Origin of the sequence: Catelliglobosispora koreensis DSM 44566 (assembly GCF_000379685.1) — a bacterium.
Classification (GTDB): domain Bacteria; phylum Actinomycetota; class Actinomycetes; order Mycobacteriales; family Micromonosporaceae; genus Catelliglobosispora; species Catelliglobosispora koreensis.
The window spans coordinates 249,681-268,216 of record NZ_KB903249.1 but is presented as its reverse complement, the minus strand read 5'-3'; the positions used below and the strand labels follow the sequence as shown (position 1 = coordinate 268,216).

At 65.5% G+C, this 18,536-nt stretch carries 23 protein-coding genes; 14 read left to right on the top strand and 9 right to left on the bottom strand.

What is annotated here, in order from left to right; genetic code table 11:
* The first annotated feature begins 28 nt into the window (after positions 1-28).
* The 4 genes from A3E1_RS38305 (at position 29) to A3E1_RS44285 (ending at position 3,530) form a co-directional block, all read left to right on the top strand.
* Entirely contained in the window at positions 29-808 is a 780-nt protein-coding gene (locus A3E1_RS38305; RefSeq protein WP_020518951.1) for a hypothetical protein, read from the top strand.
* 43 nt (positions 809-851) lie between these two features.
* Entirely contained in the window at positions 852-1,508 is a 657-nt protein-coding gene (locus A3E1_RS0101365; RefSeq protein WP_020518950.1) for a hypothetical protein, read from the top strand.
* A gap of 36 nt (positions 1,509-1,544) precedes the next feature.
* Complete coding sequence (locus tag A3E1_RS0101360; RefSeq protein ID WP_020518949.1) at positions 1,545-3,014, top strand: FAD-dependent oxidoreductase; 1,470 nt, start codon at positions 1,545-1,547, stop codon at positions 3,012-3,014.
* 69 nt (positions 3,015-3,083) lie between these two features.
* Complete coding sequence (locus A3E1_RS44285; protein WP_020518948.1) at positions 3,084-3,530, top strand: STAS domain-containing protein; 447 nt, start codon at positions 3,084-3,086, stop codon at positions 3,528-3,530.
* A gap of 64 nt (positions 3,531-3,594) precedes the next feature.
* Here the strand turns inward: A3E1_RS44285 and A3E1_RS0101350 are convergent, their stop codons facing one another.
* The gene (locus A3E1_RS0101350; RefSeq protein ID WP_020518947.1) at positions 3,595-4,404 is read right to left on the bottom strand and encodes an MEDS domain-containing protein; all 810 of its coding nucleotides are present in this window, start codon (positions 4,402-4,404) and stop codon (positions 3,595-3,597) included.
* A 94-nt stretch (positions 4,405-4,498) separates the two neighbouring features.
* Between A3E1_RS0101350 and A3E1_RS48995 the strand changes: the two genes are divergently transcribed.
* Genes A3E1_RS48995 through A3E1_RS0101335 form a run of 4 tightly spaced genes read left to right on the top strand, consistent with a single transcriptional unit; the run spans position 4,499 to position 6,245 of the window.
* Positions 4,499-4,942: an MBL fold metallo-hydrolase gene (locus A3E1_RS48995; protein WP_211215837.1), complete on the top strand. Its 444-nt coding sequence runs from the start codon at positions 4,499-4,501 to the stop codon at positions 4,940-4,942.
* Positions 4,923-5,240: an MBL fold metallo-hydrolase gene (locus A3E1_RS48990; RefSeq protein WP_211215836.1), complete on the top strand. Its 318-nt coding sequence runs from the start codon at positions 4,923-4,925 to the stop codon at positions 5,238-5,240. Before A3E1_RS48995 ends, A3E1_RS48990 begins: the two co-directional genes overlap by 20 nt.
* A 38-nt stretch (positions 5,241-5,278) precedes the next feature.
* Positions 5,279-5,635, top strand: coding sequence for an ArsR/SmtB family transcription factor (locus A3E1_RS0101340; RefSeq protein ID WP_020518946.1), 357 nt, complete (start codon positions 5,279-5,281; stop codon positions 5,633-5,635).
* A complete protein-coding gene (locus A3E1_RS0101335; protein ID WP_020518945.1) occupies positions 5,628-6,245 on the top strand; it encodes an SRPBCC family protein in 618 nt (205 codons plus the stop codon). Before A3E1_RS0101340 ends, A3E1_RS0101335 begins: the two co-directional genes overlap by 8 nt.
* Position 6,246: 1 nt before the next feature.
* On the opposite strand, the gene A3E1_RS0101330 is transcribed toward A3E1_RS0101335, so the two are convergent.
* Positions 6,247-6,870 (bottom strand): carbonic anhydrase, encoded by a 624-nt coding sequence (locus A3E1_RS0101330; RefSeq protein ID WP_020518944.1) that lies wholly within the window; start codon positions 6,868-6,870, stop codon positions 6,247-6,249.
* A 105-nt stretch (positions 6,871-6,975) separates the two neighbouring features.
* Between A3E1_RS0101330 and A3E1_RS0101325 the strand changes: the two genes are divergently transcribed.
* The 5 genes from A3E1_RS0101325 to A3E1_RS0101305 all read left to right on the top strand — a co-directional run bounded on the left by A3E1_RS0101325 (position 6,976) and on the right by A3E1_RS0101305 (position 11,237).
* Entirely contained in the window at positions 6,976-7,479 is a 504-nt protein-coding gene (locus tag A3E1_RS0101325) for a DUF402 domain-containing protein (RefSeq protein WP_026207969.1), read from the top strand.
* 39 nt (positions 7,480-7,518) lie between these two features.
* The gene (locus A3E1_RS38290; protein WP_157631244.1) at positions 7,519-8,715 is read left to right on the top strand and encodes an NHL repeat-containing protein; all 1,197 of its coding nucleotides are present in this window, start codon (positions 7,519-7,521) and stop codon (positions 8,713-8,715) included.
* The gene (locus tag A3E1_RS0101315) at positions 8,712-9,257 is read left to right on the top strand and encodes a GNAT family N-acetyltransferase (protein ID WP_020518941.1); all 546 of its coding nucleotides are present in this window, start codon (positions 8,712-8,714) and stop codon (positions 9,255-9,257) included. Before A3E1_RS38290 ends, A3E1_RS0101315 begins: the two co-directional genes overlap by 4 nt.
* Positions 9,258-9,267: 10 nt before the next feature.
* Positions 9,268-10,107, top strand: a complete 840-nt coding sequence (locus tag A3E1_RS0101310; RefSeq protein WP_020518940.1) for a bifunctional DNA primase/polymerase — start codon at positions 9,268-9,270, stop codon at positions 10,105-10,107.
* Positions 10,108-10,169: 62 nt separating this feature from the next.
* Complete coding sequence (locus tag A3E1_RS0101305) at positions 10,170-11,237, top strand: hypothetical protein (protein WP_020518939.1); 1,068 nt, start codon at positions 10,170-10,172, stop codon at positions 11,235-11,237.
* On the opposite strand, the gene A3E1_RS38285 is transcribed toward A3E1_RS0101305, so the two are convergent.
* Together A3E1_RS38285 and A3E1_RS0101295 are read right to left on the bottom strand one after the other, a co-directional pair.
* A complete protein-coding gene (locus A3E1_RS38285; protein WP_020518938.1) occupies positions 11,214-12,272 on the bottom strand; it encodes a cation:proton antiporter domain-containing protein in 1,059 nt (352 codons plus the stop codon). The genes A3E1_RS0101305 and A3E1_RS38285 overlap by 24 nt on opposite strands.
* Before the next feature lie 35 nt (positions 12,273-12,307).
* Positions 12,308-12,973, bottom strand: coding sequence for a hypothetical protein (locus A3E1_RS0101295; protein WP_020518937.1), 666 nt, complete (start codon positions 12,971-12,973; stop codon positions 12,308-12,310).
* Between the two features lie 243 nt (positions 12,974-13,216).
* Between A3E1_RS0101295 and tuf the strand changes: the two genes are divergently transcribed.
* Positions 13,217-14,404 carry an elongation factor Tu gene (gene tuf, locus A3E1_RS0101290; protein ID WP_020518936.1) on the top strand — a complete coding sequence of 396 codons (1,188 nt, stop codon included), beginning with the start codon at positions 13,217-13,219 and terminating at the stop codon, positions 14,402-14,404.
* 118 nt (positions 14,405-14,522) lie between these two features.
* On the opposite strand, the gene A3E1_RS0101285 is transcribed toward tuf, so the two are convergent.
* The 5 genes from A3E1_RS0101285 to A3E1_RS0101265 are packed head-to-tail and all read right to left on the bottom strand — an operon-like array spanning position 14,523 to position 18,498.
* Positions 14,523-14,954, bottom strand: coding sequence for a deaminase (locus tag A3E1_RS0101285; protein WP_020518935.1), 432 nt, complete (start codon positions 14,952-14,954; stop codon positions 14,523-14,525).
* The gene (locus tag A3E1_RS0101280) at positions 14,951-15,619 is read right to left on the bottom strand and encodes a RibD family protein (protein ID WP_281167348.1); all 669 of its coding nucleotides are present in this window, start codon (positions 15,617-15,619) and stop codon (positions 14,951-14,953) included. The genes A3E1_RS0101285 and A3E1_RS0101280 overlap by 4 nt, the downstream gene beginning before the upstream one ends.
* On the bottom strand, positions 15,616-16,488 hold the full coding sequence (locus A3E1_RS44280) for a helix-turn-helix domain-containing protein (protein ID WP_020518933.1): 873 nt from the start codon (positions 16,486-16,488) through the stop codon (positions 15,616-15,618). The genes A3E1_RS0101280 and A3E1_RS44280 overlap by 4 nt, the downstream gene beginning before the upstream one ends.
* A 46-nt stretch (positions 16,489-16,534) precedes the next feature.
* The gene (locus tag A3E1_RS0101270) at positions 16,535-17,659 is read right to left on the bottom strand and encodes an AAA family ATPase (protein ID WP_020518932.1); all 1,125 of its coding nucleotides are present in this window, start codon (positions 17,657-17,659) and stop codon (positions 16,535-16,537) included.
* 5 nt (positions 17,660-17,664) lie between these two features.
* Entirely contained in the window at positions 17,665-18,498 is an 834-nt protein-coding gene (locus A3E1_RS0101265) for an RNA ligase family protein (RefSeq protein ID WP_040390389.1), read from the bottom strand.
* Positions 18,499-18,536 lie beyond the last annotated feature (38 nt).

Here is an 18,536-nt window from a genome sequence, read left to right as displayed (position 1 = left end):
GAGCGTCAAACCGCAGCACAATGGTCTGGTGGATGAGATCACCCGCCGGCTTTACGGCGTCGACCCGGCCCAGTTCACCGAGGCCCGGACAGCCGCCGTGGCCGAGGCGAAGGCCCGCGGTGACGTCAAAGCAGCCGCTGACCTCGGCAAACTACGCAAGCCAACGATGGGAGCCTGGGCGGTCAACCTGCTCGCCATCAACAAGCCCGCCCTGATCAAGCAGCTGGCCGACCTGTCCCGCAAGCTGCGTGACGCCCAGCGTGAGCTGCAAGGTGCGGAGTTACGCAAACTTGCCCAGGAGCGCCGCACACTCGTCTCATCCCTGGTCAGCGAGGCGCAGAAGCTCGCGGGCAAGGCCAGCCTGCCGCTGTTCGAGATCGAGGCGACGCTGAACGCCGCGCTCGCCGACGAGGATGTCGCCAAGACCGTCCAGTCAGGACGTCTAACCAAGACGGTCGCCTACGACGGCTTCGGCCTGGCGGCAGGGCCCGACGAGGACGACAGCGCTGACCGTGAACCGCGGACGAAGCCCAAGGCGGCCGACAGCGCCCGGCGCGAACATGAAGCGGAGCTAGCCGAAGCCAAGCAGTCCCAGGACGCGGCTCAAGCCGAGCTGCGGCGTGCGGAAGACGCTGAGGTGCAGGCAACGCAGGCACTGTCTGAAGCAGACGATGAACTCCATGAGCTTCGGCAACGCCGGGCCGCCCTCGCTGAGGAGCTCAACCAGGCACGGCACGCGCTTCGTTTCGCTCAGCGCGCCCTGACCGCAGCGACGCGCCGGGTGTACGAACTGGACCCTGGCGCCTAGCGGCGCATGTTTCGCTAACAGGTGCTGGGGTAGCTGTCTATCTATGCGAAAAACGATTGTGGCACCCCTCATAGCGGCGTTGCTCGCCGGCTGCGGGCCGAACGCCGGCACGTCGCCCAGCGCGAGTCCCAGTGTGAGCCCCAGCAACACGGTTGGCATCGGCGGGCCCATGGCGGCCTGCGCGGTCGGCAGCTGGGTTTCTCAATCGGCGTCGGGCAAAGCGAGCACGACGGCCAGCGGCACTCCCTCGGCTAGCGCGAGCCTGTCCGGCGGAAGCGGCGTGCTCGTCATCATCGGCCCCAACGGCATCGTGGAAGTGGACTTCTCCGCGATGCAGGCCACGACCTTCACGGCGTCGGCAGCCGGGGCCAACGTCGCGGGTTCGTTCGTCTACTTCGGAACGACCAGCGGGCAGGTTCGCACGGCTGACACCACGTCCCTGGAAGGACCGTGGGAGCCGGTGGGCAAAATCGACTACAGCAAGGTCAAGCTGACCGTGGACATCACGGCTCCGCTCAAGACCCGTGTGTTCGACAAGGTCCCGCTTACTGACTACATGGGCCCGGGGGCCGCTCAGACCGGCGGCGCGATCGACGTTGACCCTCTGTTCGGCAAGGGCAAATACAAGTGCGGTGGTTCGACCCTGACCATCACCCGCACCGACGGCTCCGGCCTGTCCTGGGTGCTGACCAAGAAGTGAGGTGTAGCGGGCGCCCAAGTGGGGAATGTAGGGACAATGCTGTCGGAGTCCTACTGGATGCACACGGCGCCCGCTCGCTCCTTTCCTACCCTGGAACGCGATCTGAGTACTGATGTCGCGATCATCGGCGGCGGGATCGCGGGCTTGTGCACCGCTTGGGAGCTGGCCCGCGCCGGAGTTCAGGTGACGGTCCTCGAAGCGGACCGCATCGCCGCCGGGGTCACCGGTTACACCACCGCTAAACTGACCGCTCTGCATAGCCTGCTGTATTCAGGACTCGGCCCGGCAGACGCCAGACTGCACGCCACCGCGCAGTGGGACGCGATCGAACACGTTGCCACGACAGCACTTCAGCTCGGCATCGACTGCGATTTCGAGCGCGTGCCCGCGTTCACCTACACCGAGACCGGCGAACATCTCGACGCCGTGCGCAAGGAGGCCGAAGCGGCCGCCGCGGCGGGACTGGACGCGCAATTCGTTACCACCACAGGATTACCGTTCCCGGTCGCCGGAGCGGTCAGAGTCGACAACCAGGCGCAGTTTCACCCGCGGCGCTATCTGCTCGGCCTCGCCGACGCGATTGTCAAAGCCGGTGGCACCATTTACGAAAACACGCGCATGGAGAGCATTTCCAAAACCATCAGTGGGTACTCAGTGAGCGCTGGCGAGGTCGTGATCGCCACCAACTACCCCATTGTCAACCGCCCCAATCTTTTCCCGCGGCTCGTCCCGCACCGCGAGTTCGTCGTCGCCGGTGTGATCGCCAATGCGGACGATCCACAGGGCATGTACATCACTCCCGAAAACAACACCCGTTCCGTGCGCACCGCTCCTTATGACGCTGACCATCGCCTCCTCATCGTCACGGGTGAGCACTTCGCGCCGGGCACTGCCGGAACGCGAGAGCGCCTCGACGCGCTCACGACATGGGCCCAGGATCGCTTCCGGGTCAAGGACATCGCGTTCCGCTGGGCGGCGCAGGATCCTCAAACCACCGACCGGCTTCCGTTCACGGGAAGGCTGTCTGACCATCTTTGGGTGGCAACGGGATTCGGCGGCTGGGGCATGACCAACGGTGTCATGTCTGGAAAACTGCTCGCTGGCGCGATCACCGGCGAACCGCAGCCGTGGGCGAGTCTGTATGACCCGCAACGGTTCCACCCAACCCGGGAAGTCGGCCGCCTCCTCAAAACCACTGCGGCGGTGGCTGGGCATTACGTCGGCGACCGGTTGCACTCTTCCCCGGTGCCTGCCGTTTCGGAGCTGGCTCCCGGCACCGCGGCCATCTTGCGGCACAACGGCACCAAGTGTGCCGCCTTCCGCGACGACGACGGAACGGTCCATCTTGTCTCCGCGACGTGCACCCACATGGGCTGTGTCGTGGGCTTCAACGATGTCGAGCGCACGTGGGAGTGCCCTTGCCATGGCTCGCGCTTTGGCATCGATGGCGAAGTCTTGCAGGGACCCGCGCTTCACCCTCTCAAGCAGGTAGATCAAACTGAGTAACGCGAACGCTGTTGAGTCGTTCTACATTGATGGCCGCATTAACGTGATCGAGACCAGGGGGAGGCGAGCATGAGCCTGTCGTGCGCCATAGATTTCCGGCAAGAGCTCGCCTTGGTGAAGCCAAGCGGTGAGGTTGATCTGAACACAGCCCCGCTCTTGCGTGACGCTGTTGACGCCGCTATCAGCCAGCCGGGCCTGACGTGGATCGACATCGACCTGGCCGACGTCACGTTCCTCGACTCGACCGGCATCGCCGTGCTCGTCGCCTCACACAACGCGGCCTCGGCCAAGGGCATCACGATGCGCGTGCTGCGGCCACATCCGGTCGTGCGCACGCTCCTTGAGGTCGTCGGCCTGCTGGACCTGATGATCGCCAAAGCCAACGATCCCGCCGCTGAACCCCAGACGGCAGCCAAAGCGATCGCGGAGCTGCGCATCCTGCCGCGAGGCTGGGCTGACCGTGAAGTTCCCGGTCAGCGCACGGAACTGGCTGACCCCATCGGCTCGCCGTCCTAACCGGACACCCGTGTCCGGCCTGCTCGCACGGTCACGTGGGCTTCGAAGGCCGGGCTGCAAGGGATCAGCAGGTTTCGAGCGTGAGCGCCGGAAGGCTCGCGGCACCAAGGAGATTGAGGTAGTTGGCGATCGCTCCGGGGACACGCAGCGTCGTGGGCTGGCGGGAGCTGAGCGCTAGCAGGCGTCCCATCGCGTGGGCGTCAGCGAACTCAAGCTGACTGCCGTCGACCACGAGCGATTGCCGCTGTGGCACCGCCCGCAGCAGGCTGGCGAAGGCCGCCGCGTTGGCGAGGTCAGCCGTGCCGGTCAGCGTGAGCACTCCCGGGTCGCGCCAGATCGCCCGGATTCCCGTGAGCGCGCCACCATCCGGATAGTGCCCCGGGTGCGCCGACTCGATCCGCGCCCAGTGGCCCGCCTCGAACACACTCGGGTTGTAGTGGCACATGCCGAGCACCGGCATCGTGAGCACGGGCATGTTGCCGCCCAGCTCATATTCGCTCAAAGCGCCGATGTCTGGGCCCGTCCCGTCAAGCCAGGTGAGGTCGCCGTCGATGCGCAGGCCTTGGTAGCCATCGGCGACGGCGCCCTCGATCGCCGCGATCAGGGTGTCAAGTGTCGCTTGTGGATCGAAGCCCGCGCCCTGCCGCAAATAGACATCGCGCGCCGCCTGAATGACTATTTGCCCTTGGCTGATAGCCTTCTCCGCCGCGGGCACCGCGACAATGAGCAACTCGCGTAAGGCGCTGGGACCCGGGTCGTCGGTGAGAAACAGGATCCGGTCATTGGCCCAGAGTCCTTGCTGTGCGAAGTCGACAGCCATGACACGGCGAAGGCCGGAATCGCTGACAGGCCGGCAAACGTGGTCGCCGTGCATGAGCGCATGGTATGCCCGCGGCGCGGCCATCCATCCTCCTGTCATCGGCGGTCCGGCGAGCACAGCGTACCGCGGGTATGGCTACCATGGCGGCGTGCGGCTGACGGTTCTCGGCGCCTGCGGGGCGTGGCCAGAGGCAGGCTCCGCCTGCAGCGGGTTTCTGCTTGAGCACCAAGGGTTTCAGCTCGCCATCGACTTAGGCTATGCGACCGTTCCACGGCTGTTCGAGCTAACGACAGCTGACCGTCTCGACGCAGTCTTCATCAGCCACGGCCACCCCGACCACTGCGCTGACTTGAACCCCCTGCTCAGGGCGCGGTTCTTGGGTTCGCAGCAGCCCACTGCCCTGCCGGTTTACGCCCTTCCAGGCGCTCTGAACGCGGTGCTCTCCCTGGACGGGCAGCGGATGCTGGACGCCGCCCTTGATCTGCGGGAAGTCCCCGGCAACGGAAAGTTCGAGATCGGCCCCTTCAAGGCGGAGACGGCGTTGCTGCCACATTGGGGTACCAAATGCGGGTTTGCGTCTCACCGCTGGTAACGCGGTCCTTGCCTATACCGGCGACAGTGGGCCCTCTCCCGAAGTCGCCCGGCTGGCATGTGACGCGGATCTCCTCATCGCTGAGGCGACTTACGCGCGCGACGTGCCGGAAGATTCGCGCGCTTATCTCACCGACGCGTACACAGCGGGCCGCCAGGCCACGGCAGCGCGGGCGAGAAGCCTTATGCTGACCCACTTTTGGCCCGGCACCGACCCGGCGCTGCCTCTCGCGGCGGCAGCCGAGGCTTTCGACGGCCCCCTGAGCGCGGCTAAAGCTGGGCTTTCACTCGAACTTTAGTCTTGACTTATATAGGTTGTGACTGAAATAGTGGGCATATGCACGCCTTTGATGTGCTCGGCGACCCTGTCCGGCGCAGAATCCTCGAGCTGCTCGCTGGTGGCGAGCTCAGTTCAGGTGCTGTCTCAGAGGTCGTCCAACAGGAGTTCGGCATCTCGCAGCCTGCCGTGTCACAGCATCTGAAAGTGTTGCGCGACAACGGCTTCGCGAGTGTCCGTGCGCAAGGCACCCGCCGGCTTTACGCGGTGCGCGCTGACGCACTGGAGGAAATCGACGCCTGGCTAAACCAGTTCCGGCGGTTCTGGAACCAGCGCTTCGACGCGCTGAGCACAGAGATCGCCCGGGGCAAGCGCGAACGCCGGCTTAGAGAGGAAGAGAAGCCCCAAAATGATTGACCTCATCAACGAAATCAACGCTATCCACCGCGACGTCCGCCGTCACGGCGAAGGCGACAGCGAGAGCGTCACCGTCGTGGTGCGACGGTCCTATCCCGCCACCGCCGAAGACGTCTGGGACGCCATCACCACGCCGGAGCGCATCAAGCGCTGGTTCGCCCCAGTGTCCGGCGACCTGCGCGAAGGCGGGTCGTTCCAAGTCGAAGGCAACGCCAGCGGCGACATCCTCAAGTGCGGCAAGCCACATCTGCTGAAGATGACCTACGGCGGCGAGACAAGCATCGTCGAAGTGCGGCTGACGGAAACCTCCGCCGAGGAGACGCTGCTCGAAATCGAGCACACCGTGCCGATCAGCATCGCCCAGAGCGGTGCCGGTGCCCTGTGGGTCGGCCCGGGCTGGGACGGCGGGCTCCTCGCGCTGGGGCAGTTTCTCCGGGGGCAAAGCCCCGAAGACCCGGTCGCCGCAGAACTCACCCAGGAACGGCAAGAGTTCTCAGCCGGCTCCGTGCGGGCCTGGGGTGAGGCGGTCGCTGCCTCGGGCACCGCGGCGCCCGAGGAGGTCGCAGGAGGCGTCGAAGTGGCGCTGAAGCACTTCGCGCCCGGCGTCTAGGTCAGACGCCGTGCCCGGAGATCCGGCGCACGCTGCCTTCGGCGAGGCGATAGGACAGCCCGACCACACCAACCCTGCCTTCGGCGAGACGGTCCGCGATGAGCGCGGACCGCTCGACGAGCAGCTCAGTGGTGTAGCGAATGTGCTCCATCACGGCGACCTCGGGATCGGCTAACGCCTCGTCGCGCACGGCCAGCACGCTGAGCATGACCCGCTCGACGATGTCGCGAATGTAGCCGCTCGGGGCATGGCCCGGCTCCAGTGCCTCGAGCGTGGCGTTAATCGCGCCACACGAGTCGTGCCCCAGCACCGCGATCAGCGGCGTGTCCAGAACCGAGATGGCGTATTCGATGCTGCCCAGGATTTCCGCCCCGACCACGTGACCAGCGGTTCGTACCACGAAAAGGTCACCCAGACCCCGGTCAAAGATGATTTCGGCGGCCAGGCGGGAGTCAGCGCACCCGAAAAGCACCGCGAACGGCTTCTGCTCCGGTGCTATGGAGGCGCGATAGTCGGCGTCCTGGTTGGGGTGCAGGCGCTCGCCCGCTACGAATCGCTTGTTCCCGTCCAGCAGCAGCGTCAATGCTGCGGCCGGGCTGCTGGGCCAGTCGTGTGCTTGCGTCATGCCTCATCCCCACCTAGTTGCGCCCAACCTTAACCCGCGCCGCTTACAGCCAGGTAAACGAACGCCCCATCCGCCCCACCGCCCCGCGTGAGCTAGCGTGCCGGTATGCGTGAGGTCCAAGTGGTATACCGCAAGTTCGATGGCGCTCTGCACTGGCACCTCCCCATGCGCTACCTCGGCGAGGATGAGCACGGCATCTGGACCGGCATGCCCGCCGGGGGAATCATGCAGCGTGGCAGCGAACCCCCGATCGAGCTGGCCTACAGCCACGTTGGCCTGTTTCCCCACGATGCCTGGTGGACGGCCTGGTTCAACGGTGAACCCCGCCGCTCGGAAATCTACTGCGACGTCACGACCCCACCGCAGTGGCCCGCCCCGACCGAGGTCACGATGATCGACCTAGATCTCGATGTGATCCGGGACCGGGCCAGCGGGACGGTCCGGCTCATGGACGAAGACGAGTTCGCTGAACACACCGTCCGCTACGGCTACCCAGAGAACATCGTCGCTCAGGCGACCTCCACGGCTAAGTGGCTGACTGAGGCCATCACCAGCGGCCTGGAGCCGTTCGCGTCGGTCTATCGCTCCTGGCTCGCCAAAGTGTCCTAGACGGGGAACCCGGTGCCCGCCTGAGGACTCGTCGCTGGCATGACGGGTAGAAGGCAATTTCTCATGTGGTCGGCGGCCGCGGGTGTCCTTGCCGCGTGCGACGCCAAGACGGCTCCGCCACAGGCCAAAGTGGACGGTGTGTTAGCCCTTGCGCTGCATAAAGAAGGCCTGGGGGTACTTGACACCGCGACCGGTGCGTGGAAAGTCCCGCCCGCTCCCGCCGCCGTTGGCCCCGAGCTCACCAGGCTCGCCGCGGTTCAAGGCGAGCAGCTGGCCATCTGGAGCCTTCCCGTGATGCGGCAGGCGGCGGGCCGCACGCTGCCGGGCACCTGGACTCCACGTGCTGTCAGCGGCAGCGATCAGGTGGCTCTGGTCGAAGGGCCCTCGGGCGAAGGCATCTACCGCCCCGCCAGCCGCGTGATGACAAAGATCCGCATCGCTGGCAGCGGAAAAGACTTCAGCCTGCCCGGCAACTTCGAGCCCGAGGCGTTCTCTCCCGACGGTGGGCGGCTTTACCTGCTCGACTACATCCCGCCGCGTCAGCCCGAGCTATACCGCGTGCGGGTGCTCGACCTCGCGACCGGTGCCGTACACCCGTTGAGTACCAAGGACAAGCAGCCCGTGCCGCCCGGCGCGGAGGAGACGATGCGCGGCAGCGGCCGCAAAGCCGTCTACGACCCGGTCAACGGCGTCCTGTTCACGCTCTATACGCACCAGCAAGGACACCAGCACACGGGCGAATTGCTAGGCGTGCGGCCGGGTTCTCCCGACGTTCACGCCTTCATTCACGCCCTGCATCTGGACTTCGGCTGGGCGGTCTGCATCGATCTGCCCAAACCATTTGGCGAGTCGGCCCCGGAAGGGCACACCCTCGCCCTGGCACCGGATAGCAGCCTGCTCTATGCGGTCAGTGCCGCGCACGGAACCGTCGCCCGGATCAATCCGGAGTCGCTCAATGTGTTGTCGGTCAAGACTTTCGCACCACTGACCGGCGAAGCGTCCGCCGCCGCGACGGCAGGCGGGCGGATCTACGTCGCCGCTGGCAACACCCTGTCCGACACCGCATCCGCGTTCGACGCGGGAGGACCGTTACATGGGCTAGCCGCCACCCGCGGCGGGCAGTTGTGGAGCGCCAGAGCGGGGCGGGCGGTCAGCCTTGACTTCCCGGCCAAGCGGGTGCTTGACGGTGCCGAGGTGGCTGGGCTGCAAGCCATTCATGCCATAGTGGGGCAATGACTGAACTCACCACCCCCAGGCTGTTGCTGCGCCGCTGGCGAGACACCGACCGTGAGCCCTATGCGGCGCTCAACGCCGATCCTGAAGTCATGGTTAACTTTCCGTCGCTGCTGACCCGCGAGCAGAGCGACGCGATGATCGACCGGTTCGAAAGCGGATTCGAGCAATACGGTTTCGGGTTGTGGGCGGTGGAGGTGCGTGAGACCGGGCAGTTCATCGGGTTCACGGGAATCCAGTGGGTGCCGTTTGACGCGCCGTTCGCCCCGGCCGTCGAGATTGGCTGGCGCATGGCCCGCGCGGCCTGGGGTCACGGCTACGCGACCGAAGCCGCCCGCGCCAGCGCCACTCATGGTTTCGCGACCGGGCTAACGGAAATCGTGGCCATGGTCGTGCCGCAAAACCTGCGCTCCCAGGCGGTCATGCACCGCCTCGGCATGACCCGCGATCCAGAAGCTGACTTCGAGCACCCACGCATCGAGCCCGGGCACCCGCTGGCAAAGCACTACCTTTTCCGTCTGCGCGCCGAGGACTTTTCCGGCTAGCGTTGAGCGCGTGAGCGAGGCACTGATGGATGCCGCTCTGGGCTACGCCCGGCGCGGCATCGCCGTCATGCCACTGCACACACCGGTCAACGGCGGCTGCTCCTGTTCAGCGGAGCACTGCGATAACCCGGGCAAACATCCGCGCCTGCGCCACGGCGTGCACGAGGCGAGCCGCGATCCGGTACAGGTGCGCCGCTGGTGGAAACGCTGGCCGCAAGCCAACATCGGCCTGCGGACCGGCGAGGTGATGGATGTGTGCGATGTGGACGGTCCGCTCGGGCTCAAAGCCTTGCGCGACCTGCTGGGCGATCTGCCCACGGGACCTGTCGTGCGCACCGGGGCGGGCTGGCACCTGTGGTTTCAGCCCAGCGGGTTCGGCAACCGGGTGGGCATGCTGGCGCAGGTCGACTGGCGGGGCGCGGGCGGTTCCATCATCGCGCCGCCGTCGTTGCACCCCACGGGCCGCCGCTATCACTGGGCGCGTTACTCACGCGGCTATCTCCCGCCGTGCCCTGCCCCGCTACTTGAACTGTTACGGCCACCGCCGCCGCGCGAACCGCGGGAAATCATCGATCCGGGACCGTACGCCGAACGTGCCGTCGAGCGGGCTGTTCGCAGCATTCTCGACGCCCCGGTGCCCAAAGTCGTTGCGGGGCAATATCAGCCGGGCGGCCGCAACGACGCGCTCAACCGGGCCGCCTATTCGCTCGGCAAGCTCGCCGCCCAGGGATACCTAGACGAGCGTCGCATTTGGACAGATCTGACCACGGCGGCCCGTCAGGCCGGCTTGAGTGACACGGAGATCCGCCGGACCATCGCCTCAGGCCTTCGTGCCGGACTGGGTGTCTGATCGTCGTCTTTGGACGGCGTAAGCGGGTAGCGAACGACGGATAGCGATGGCACGATGCCATCATGCCCGAGACCGACCTGCCGTCGAAGCGTAATGAATTCGCCAAACTGCTGTTCGCGATGTTCGCGCTGCCCCTGCCGTTTGAGGCCGCTATCGCCTTCGTCAAGCGCGAGCCCTATGATCCGCGGCGGGCGGCGATCCTGCTCGGGACGATCGGGGTCATGCTGATCTTTGGGCTCCTGATGCGCCAGCGGGCCAAGGATTGGTATGTCCAGAGCATCATTGGTTATTACGCGATCCTGATCGGCTTCGTGCTCGCCGCAGCGGGTTTGGCCGCCGTATTCGCCGAAGACAATCTCACCAGCCTGATCTGGCCCGATGGCACCGCCTCGATCCTGACCGCCTTGGCGTCCACTTTGGGCTTCCTGCTCATCGGCGCTGGGCTTTACCTGGTCCGGGAAAGGCGTCGCCGGGCCGAAGCCGAAGTTGACATGAAGGTGCCGCGCGACATCAGTGCCGTGCGCATCGTCGAGCACAACAAGCTCGCCGTCGCGCTGTGGCAGGAGACGGCCGATCACGAGACGACCGTCATGCGCCAGCCCATCATCGAGCTGGCCCGCAACGCCCTCGCCGTCGAAGACTTGCACTACCTGGCGATGTTCGATGAGAACGCGGAATGCCAGTTCTACGTTGACCTTTTCGACGACCCCAAGGTGGCCTCATTCGCCCGTGGACCGAAGGCGGCCCGGCGCGAAACCTACATCCGGATGGGGCACTACCTGCGTTTTATCACCAAGCACCACGACATCGCCTACCCCGGACTGCACACCGGCTCGCTGGTGCGCATCGTTTATGACGTGGAGCAGGGCGCGGCGTACTACTACGGCTTGAGCACCGAGGGCTTCCTCGTCGGCGTGACCCTGAACCAGACACGGGTTGACCCCACCGACTGGAAGCTGTCGGAACTAGCCAACGCGATCCGCGTGCGGCTCGGCATGACCGAGGCCGAAGACTTCTACCGCCTGTGCCCCAAGTGCAACAAGAGCAACCGTGGCCGGCACCCCGATCACACACCGGGTGAAGGCGGCGGGTCCAATGTGCACGAGTTAAGACCCCGCGACGCCAGCTAGCTTGCGCTCGTTCAGGTCGATCACCTTGTTCACCACGAAGTGCAGCACGTTGGCGGTAATGATGGCTGGCGCGACGACCGCGACGACGCCGTCAAACTGAATCTCCAGCGCCAGCGCCAAAATGATGGCCGTGATGCCGTTCTGCTGTGCCGCAGCCAGATGCCACCGGTCAAGCGGGGGAAACTTGCGCGCTAGCGGAACGGCCACGATCGCCTGAGCGAGATAAGCCATGGCGCCCAAGGCTATGCCCTTGCCAAACTCGATGCCATCGATGAGCAGGAACCCGAGCACGATGGCGGCCAGAAACATCGCAGCGGTGGTGATGCGCGGGATCAGCGGCTCCAGCTTTTGCGGCCGGGCGAACAGCCCGATGATGGCGATGCCCAGCATCAGTCCAAACACGACACTGACCGCCAGGAAAGCCAGCAGCAGAAGGTATTGCAGCCAAGCACGATCCTGCACGGCCTCTAGGCGCCAGATCAGCCACGCTACGAGTGCCAGCGCTATGTTGCCAGCGAGATCCCACGCGTAAAGCAGGGCCGGGCTGGTTCCGGTCGGCACGCCGCTGCCGAGACCGAACGTGTTGACGGCCACCGCCGCGGCGTAGATCGACAACACGACGGTGAACGGATCGTCGAATGACGACCAAGCCGCCAGCACGGTCCGCGCACGGGTGCTGAGCCGTCCGTCGCCCATCAGCGCCGCCACCGATAGCGGATCGATTTGCGCGACAGCGACACCGAGGATCAGAAACAGCGGATCGTCCCAGAACAACGCCAGCGAGCCGCCGATGATCAGCGCCTTGAGCACGACGCCGACCGTGACGGCCAGCACGATGATCTTCTTGTCCTGCTTGGCTTGCCGCAGGTCGATGCCGTTGGTCGCACCGTAGAGACCGATCCCGAGCAGCAGGAACGCTCCGTACTGGTACCACGGCGAGTGCGAAACCGCCGTCACGTCAACGGATAGCAACCGGGCCAGCCCGAGTCCTAACAGGATGAAGACCAACAGCTGCCCGATGCGCCACATGGTCATGGTTGTACCAGGGCGGCGCTACGCCACGCCAGTCGTCAGCTCCTGCGTTCGATCTGCTCGCGGATCAACGGGAACTCCTTCAGCGCTTGATCCAAAGTGGAGTTTTGGAACAAGACCATCCCGAGCGATTCGGAGTCGCCCCACGCACAGATCACAGCTGTCTCTACCTGCCCGCATTTGGCTTCGCCGCCGTAGGTGCCCGTCGATGCCGGCTCTTGTGCCAGCCACTTGGCTTCAGGGCGCAACTCGGCATAGCGGCCGAGGAGCTGGCTCACCGTCGCCGGTGACTCATGCCCCTTGGGCCAGTAGGGACTCATCGCGATGTCGACCAGATGGCCGCCCGGGGCTTTGTCATAGGACGCGAGCATCGCCGCGGTTGTGTGAAAGCGCGGCTCGCGGTCGAAGACACGGCGAAGGTCTTCGCGCCCTTGGCTGAACTCGCCATGGGAAAAGATCGTTCGTTCGCCCAAAGTGGCCGGCACGACGAGAAACACCTGCGGCGAGCGCTGCGCCTGCGGCGGCGGGTAAGCCGACGAAGGCCCGCTGTCGTCAATGGTCCCCAAATAGGCGATGCCCGCCAGACCAGCGAAGCAGGCGAAGCAGCTGGCGATAACGGTGACCAGCACCACCTTCAGCCAGTGAACCGGTGGCTTTGTCCGCGGCGGCAGTGGTGGGGCCGCGTAGGGGTTACGGGCTGGCATGGCGTGACGCTACCAAATCCGGTTGCGCGGGCCGTCCCGTCCTGTTTACGGTGCACGCCATGTCCTTCACGGCTGGCTTGCTCGCACCAGCAGGTGTTTTCCTGCCCGGTGCCGCCGCCGTGTGCCCTGCGCAGACCCGGCTGGATAGCTGACCCTGCTCCCGTTCGCCCTTATCCGCAGAACGTGGGAGCTGGGTGTCGTTGCATGAGTTCTGCCCTTCCATCGGCAATTGAGGACTTCACCATGGCTAAGAGCCAGTTTTTGCGTACCAAGCCACATCTGAACATCGGGACCATGGGTCACGTCGACCACGGCAAGACCACGCTCACCGCGGCGATCACGAAGGTGCTCGCGGAGCGCCTTCCGGCCGTCAACCAGTTCGTCGCCTTCGATGGCATCGACCGGGCGCCGGAGGAGATCAAGCGCGGCATCACCATCAACATCGCGCACGTGGAGTACGAGACGGACAGCAGGCACTACGCGCACGTCGACATGCCCGGTCACGCCGACTACATCAAGAACATGATCACCGGCGCGGCGCAGGTCGACGGGGCGATCCTCGTGGTGTCCGCCATGGACGGATCGATGCCGCAAACGCGCGAGCACGTGCTGCTCGCCCGCCGCGTGGGCGTGCCCTACCTGGTCGTCGCGATGAACAAGGCCGACACGGCTGCCGACCCCGAGCTCCTCGACCTCGTCGAGCTTGAGGTGCGGGAGCTGTTGACCGAGTACGGCTTCCCCGGAGCGGACGTTCCGGTGATCCGGGTCTCGGCGCTCAAGGCGCTCGAGGGCGACCCAGTGTGGGAGCAGTCCATTGTGGACCTTCTGGACGCGGTGGACCGCTACCTTCCAGTGCCGCATCGCGACGTAGACTCTCCGTTCCTGATGCCGGTCGAGAACGTCCTCACGATCTCGGGCCGCGGCACCGTGGTCACGGGAGCGATTGAGCGCGGGGTGCTCACGCTCGGCCAGACGGTCGAGATCGTGGGCCTGGGCGAGACGCTGTCGACGGTGGTCACCGGGCTGGAGACGTTTGGCAAGGCGATGGAGCAGGCGCAGGCCGGCGACAACGCCGCGATTCTGCTCCGTGGGATCAAGCGGGGCCAGGTCCGCCGGGGCCAGGTCATCGCCGCGCCCGGGACGGTCCGTCCACATCGGCGGTTCCGTGCTCAGCTTTACGCCCTGACCGCGCAAGAAGGCGGGCGCCGGTCGCCGTTCTTCGACCGGTACCGGCCGCAGTTCTACTTCCGGACCACCGACGTTCCGGGATCGCTGCGGCTCGGTGACCTGCCGAAGGTCAACCCGGGTGACACCGCCGAACTGACCGTCGAGCTAGGGGCGGCCGTGGCCATGCATCAAGGGCTCGGCTTCGCGGTGCGCGAGGGCGGCCGGACGGTGGCTGCGGGAACGGTGACCGAGATGCTCGAATGAGCAACGGGAGACCAGAGGCGAAGGTGCGTCTCCGCAGGCTGGTCTCCCTAGGAACACAGCATGCCCATCCGGTGGCGGCCGGGGGCAGCCCATGATGGGGGTCCACTATGGACCCCCATCACCATAGATGCGAGTTTATCTCAATAACGTCCGCCGCGAACTCTGGAAGTTCAGTGACTGAGACGCCAGAGTCGGTCAGCATTTCCGCTCCTTCACCGGTCACGAAAAGCGAAGGCTCCCGGTAGGCGAACACCACCCGCGGAATCTTCGCCTCGATGATCAGCTGAGCGCACGGTTTAGGCCGCGAGGTGCGGTGTGAGCACGGTTCCAAAGTGGAGTAGAGCACGGCGTGCGAAAGATCCACGTCGCCCAGCTTCGACAGCGCGGATTCCTCGGCGTGCACCTTGTCGTCGGCTTCACGGGAGAACCCGTAAGCCAGCTCCTGACCGTCAGCCACGATCACCGCCCCGACGCTGAAGGCGGTAGGAGAAGGGGGGCACAGGTGCGAATAGTCCAGCGCCCGGCGCATCCAGAAGTGATCGTCGGTCATGGCAGTAGGTAACGTAGCAGCGCACAGTCACCGTGCTGCGCCACTTCCGCGAGGACCATGCGCCGTGAAACGTTGAACGGGAAGTGTCCATCCCCGACGAACCGCACCGCCCGGCTGTCGCCGACAAAGAACGGCGCGACCGACAGCTGTAGTTCGTCAGCCAGTCCCGCGGTGAGGAACTGTGTGTGCACGGTGGCCCCGCCTTCCACCATCAGCCGCCTGATCCCCCGGCTGAACAGGTCTTCCAGCAGGACGCTCAGGTCAACCGGGTCGCCGCACGAGACAACGTCGGCGACCTTGCCCAGCCGCTGCTGAGCCAGGCCGAGCCCGCTATCGGTGGTGTAGACGATCTTTTGAGCATCGCCGGTGGTGAAGAACGGCAGCGCTGGGTCGAGGTTGCCGCTAGCGGTCAGGGTGACCTTGACCGGTGTCTCGGGCAGCCCGCGCTCCATTCGCTCTTGCCGCAACTGATCTGACCGCACCATCAGGCGCGGATTGTCTTTGCGGATGGTCGTGGCGCCGACCAGGATCGCGTCCATCTCGGCACGTTCCAAGTCGACCCGGGCGAAGTCTTCCGGGCCCGAAAGCAGCAGCCGGTCCGGCGAGGCGTCATCGAGATAGCCATCCACCGACATCGCACATTTCAGCAGCACATAAGGCCTCACCAGGAAGCCTCGTATCCCTTTGCGACGCTGGCGCTTCGGGCGGGTCCGCTTTTCGCGGCCACCCCATCGCCGGGGTAATTGAGCATCGGCTTCACGGCGGGCACATGTTGACCCACAGCGTGACCCACGGCGGTCGCGATCGATGCCGCTTCACAGCAGGTCCGCAGCGCCTGCAACGCCGTGGTGTCGATCCCCCGGCGCGCTTGAGGATCGGCTTGCATCAGGGTGTAGGCGCGGGCCGCAGCCCCGCCCGACGCAGCGACCGGGATGAGGGGGATGCCGTCGCGGACCGCCGCGTCGACCTCGTCGTGCGTGCCTTGCCCGCCGCCGACGATGATCGCCGCGGCCACGTCACGGACCACGTTCGCGTGCCCGAATATCCCCACGGCCTGCCTTAAGTGAACGGGACGAAAGTGATTGCCAATGTAGGTTACGACCTCGATACCGATCCCGCGGGGCCCGTGACGGACCGCACAGGTGCCCTCCCGGAACAACGTGGCGAGCGCGACCACCGCATTGTCAATAACTTGCTCGTCAGTGCCCGGCTGACGGCTGCCGCACACGGCGACGGCCCACGGCGGGTCAGCAGAAGGAGCCGATTGGCCTAGCCCCATCAGGTCACGCGGAATGCAAAGACCCTCGCATATTCGCTCCAGCACCGCGTAAGCCTCGACCCGCTGACGTCCCTTGGCGATAGCGCTCACCCGGTGCTCACCGAGGCCGGTCTGCCCCGCGATCATCGACCGGGAATAGCCATGGGCGCTCAGGAACTGGAAGAGCGTCCCGATGTCGCGGTCGGCCAAGATCTGCCAGAGTGGGCGCCCATGCCAGGAGGCGGCTGTCCAGTCAGGAACGCCAGCACGTTTCATAGTCACCCCCATCAATTACCGGTGACTATTCAACCCCTTAAGCGACCTAGACGCTAGTAAGTGTGGTGACCGTATGTGCCTCGGTGAGATCGGGCGCCTCCCATTTGGCCGCTAGGCGCGCGATGACCGGGGCGGGAACTGGCGCCAGCCGGGACCCGTTGCGGGAAAGAAGCGCGCCGTAAGGCGCTTCCAGCGAAACGATATTCACCCGTGCGTGATAGGCGGCCGCGAGCCCGGTGCACACGTCACGCTGCTGCCGCGTCACGTTCGTCGCGTTCCACATGAACGACTGGCCACGGCGCAAATGCTCCTTGGCTTCCTCGTGCGCGGCCGCGGCCACAGCGCGCTGATCACCGGCCGGGCTGACCTTGAGCCGCGCCCGGATCGCGTCGAGGCTGATGACCGGCTGATCCCCCGCGTTGGCCGCCACCCACGTGTCTTTGCCAGCGCCCGGGAGTCCAGATAGGACGGTCATCGTGCCACGCGTGTCGTCGAAGGCCGCATAACGCGGATCCCTGCCGGGCGTGCGGAAGTACATGAACCGCGCGTGGTCGCTGGCGAACGGCCACGGCTCGTCAAGCACGCCGAGATCGGCACAATATTCGCGGTACAGCTCGATGTTCTCCAGCACCATGTCGCGGTCAGCGCAAACGCGCCCGATGATGTCGGCCTTCGCCAGCAGCACCAGGTCCATATTGGACGCCATGAGGCTCACCCGCAGCGCGATCCGCTCTAGATCGGGCCGTTCCAGCGCCCAAAACGGCACCTGATGATGGCGCACCAGCGCTGCCACATGTTCGCGCCAGGCGATGGGAACGCCTATCTCCCAAAGGATCTGGCGCGCGAGCAGATCGCCTTTGCGCGAGTGCCCGTGCGCCGTGATCCGTCCCTCGGGCGTGTGCTGCGTGCAGTCGGGCTTGGCGACATCATGCAGCAGCACCGTCGCGAACAACCGCACCCGCCGCCGTGGCGGCAGCGCACGCCACTCTTGCAGTTCAGTCAGGGCAACCGCGGCCATCATGGTGTGCGTCGCGACATCGCCTTCGGCGTGATGAACAGCATCCTGTGGTACTCCGGTGAGCCGTCGCACCCACGCGAAAGCGCCCTGAATAGCCGTCCAGTCGACCGTCCACGGTGGACCCGAAGGGCACAGTGCCTCAAACTCCCGCACTCTGCTCACCTCCGGGCGACTGTCCTTGCGTTGCCTGGCGAAGCCGGCAACGCTGTGCCGACTGCCCGGTATAGCACCCCCGGATCGGCGAGCCTGTTGGCGATGATCGGGCGGTCCGCCCAGTGCGACCCGGAGTCCAGCAACGCTTGCAGGAAGCCAGCCCGCACCCACTTGTACCGCTCGACGACGTGACCGTCTTCTTCCACCTTGAGGTAGAGGCCTTCCATGTCGTCTGCTTGGTCAGTCTGCGCCGACGCCTCGTGAACCGCTACGCCGGCCTCGGCTGCCGCCTCGGCGAGCACGGACCGCCACGAAGGTGTCCGGCACACCGATGGCCCCACCAGCGACGTGAGTTCTTTCAGCGTGTCAAAGCTGCCCGCCTTGAGCACCGGCACACTAACGACAGGCGTCCCCGCGAGCATCTCGTGCCGCCGAACTGTCGCCAAGAAGCGGCCGGTCTCTTGATCGAGAATGTCAAATTCGCAGAAGTAATGCGGCAAAGCGTCGTAGAAGACCGTGTGCTTGGCGTAAAGCCATTCGCCATACATCACGTAACGGCTGCCGAGCACGGGCCACAGCACGGGTGCGATCGTGGCCGCCCACGATTTGAGCAACGTGAACTGGCGTTCCCTCGGGCCGCCCGTCAGGTAGTGCCCACGTGACTGCAACCTGAGCTGACCGTCAGGCGTAAAGCTGATCCCGCAGTTTGCCCCGTCCAGCTTTTCTTCGGCCACGACGTGCTTACCTCGTACCCCCGAAAAGGGTTTCTGGGTCAGGTCTTCGTCGCCTGCTTGCAGGCGCGACCCTTCCAGGTGTGGTGTGCGGGGGTACTTGAGCATGCTGCCCAGTGTGCCTGGGCCCACACAAATCCCGCACC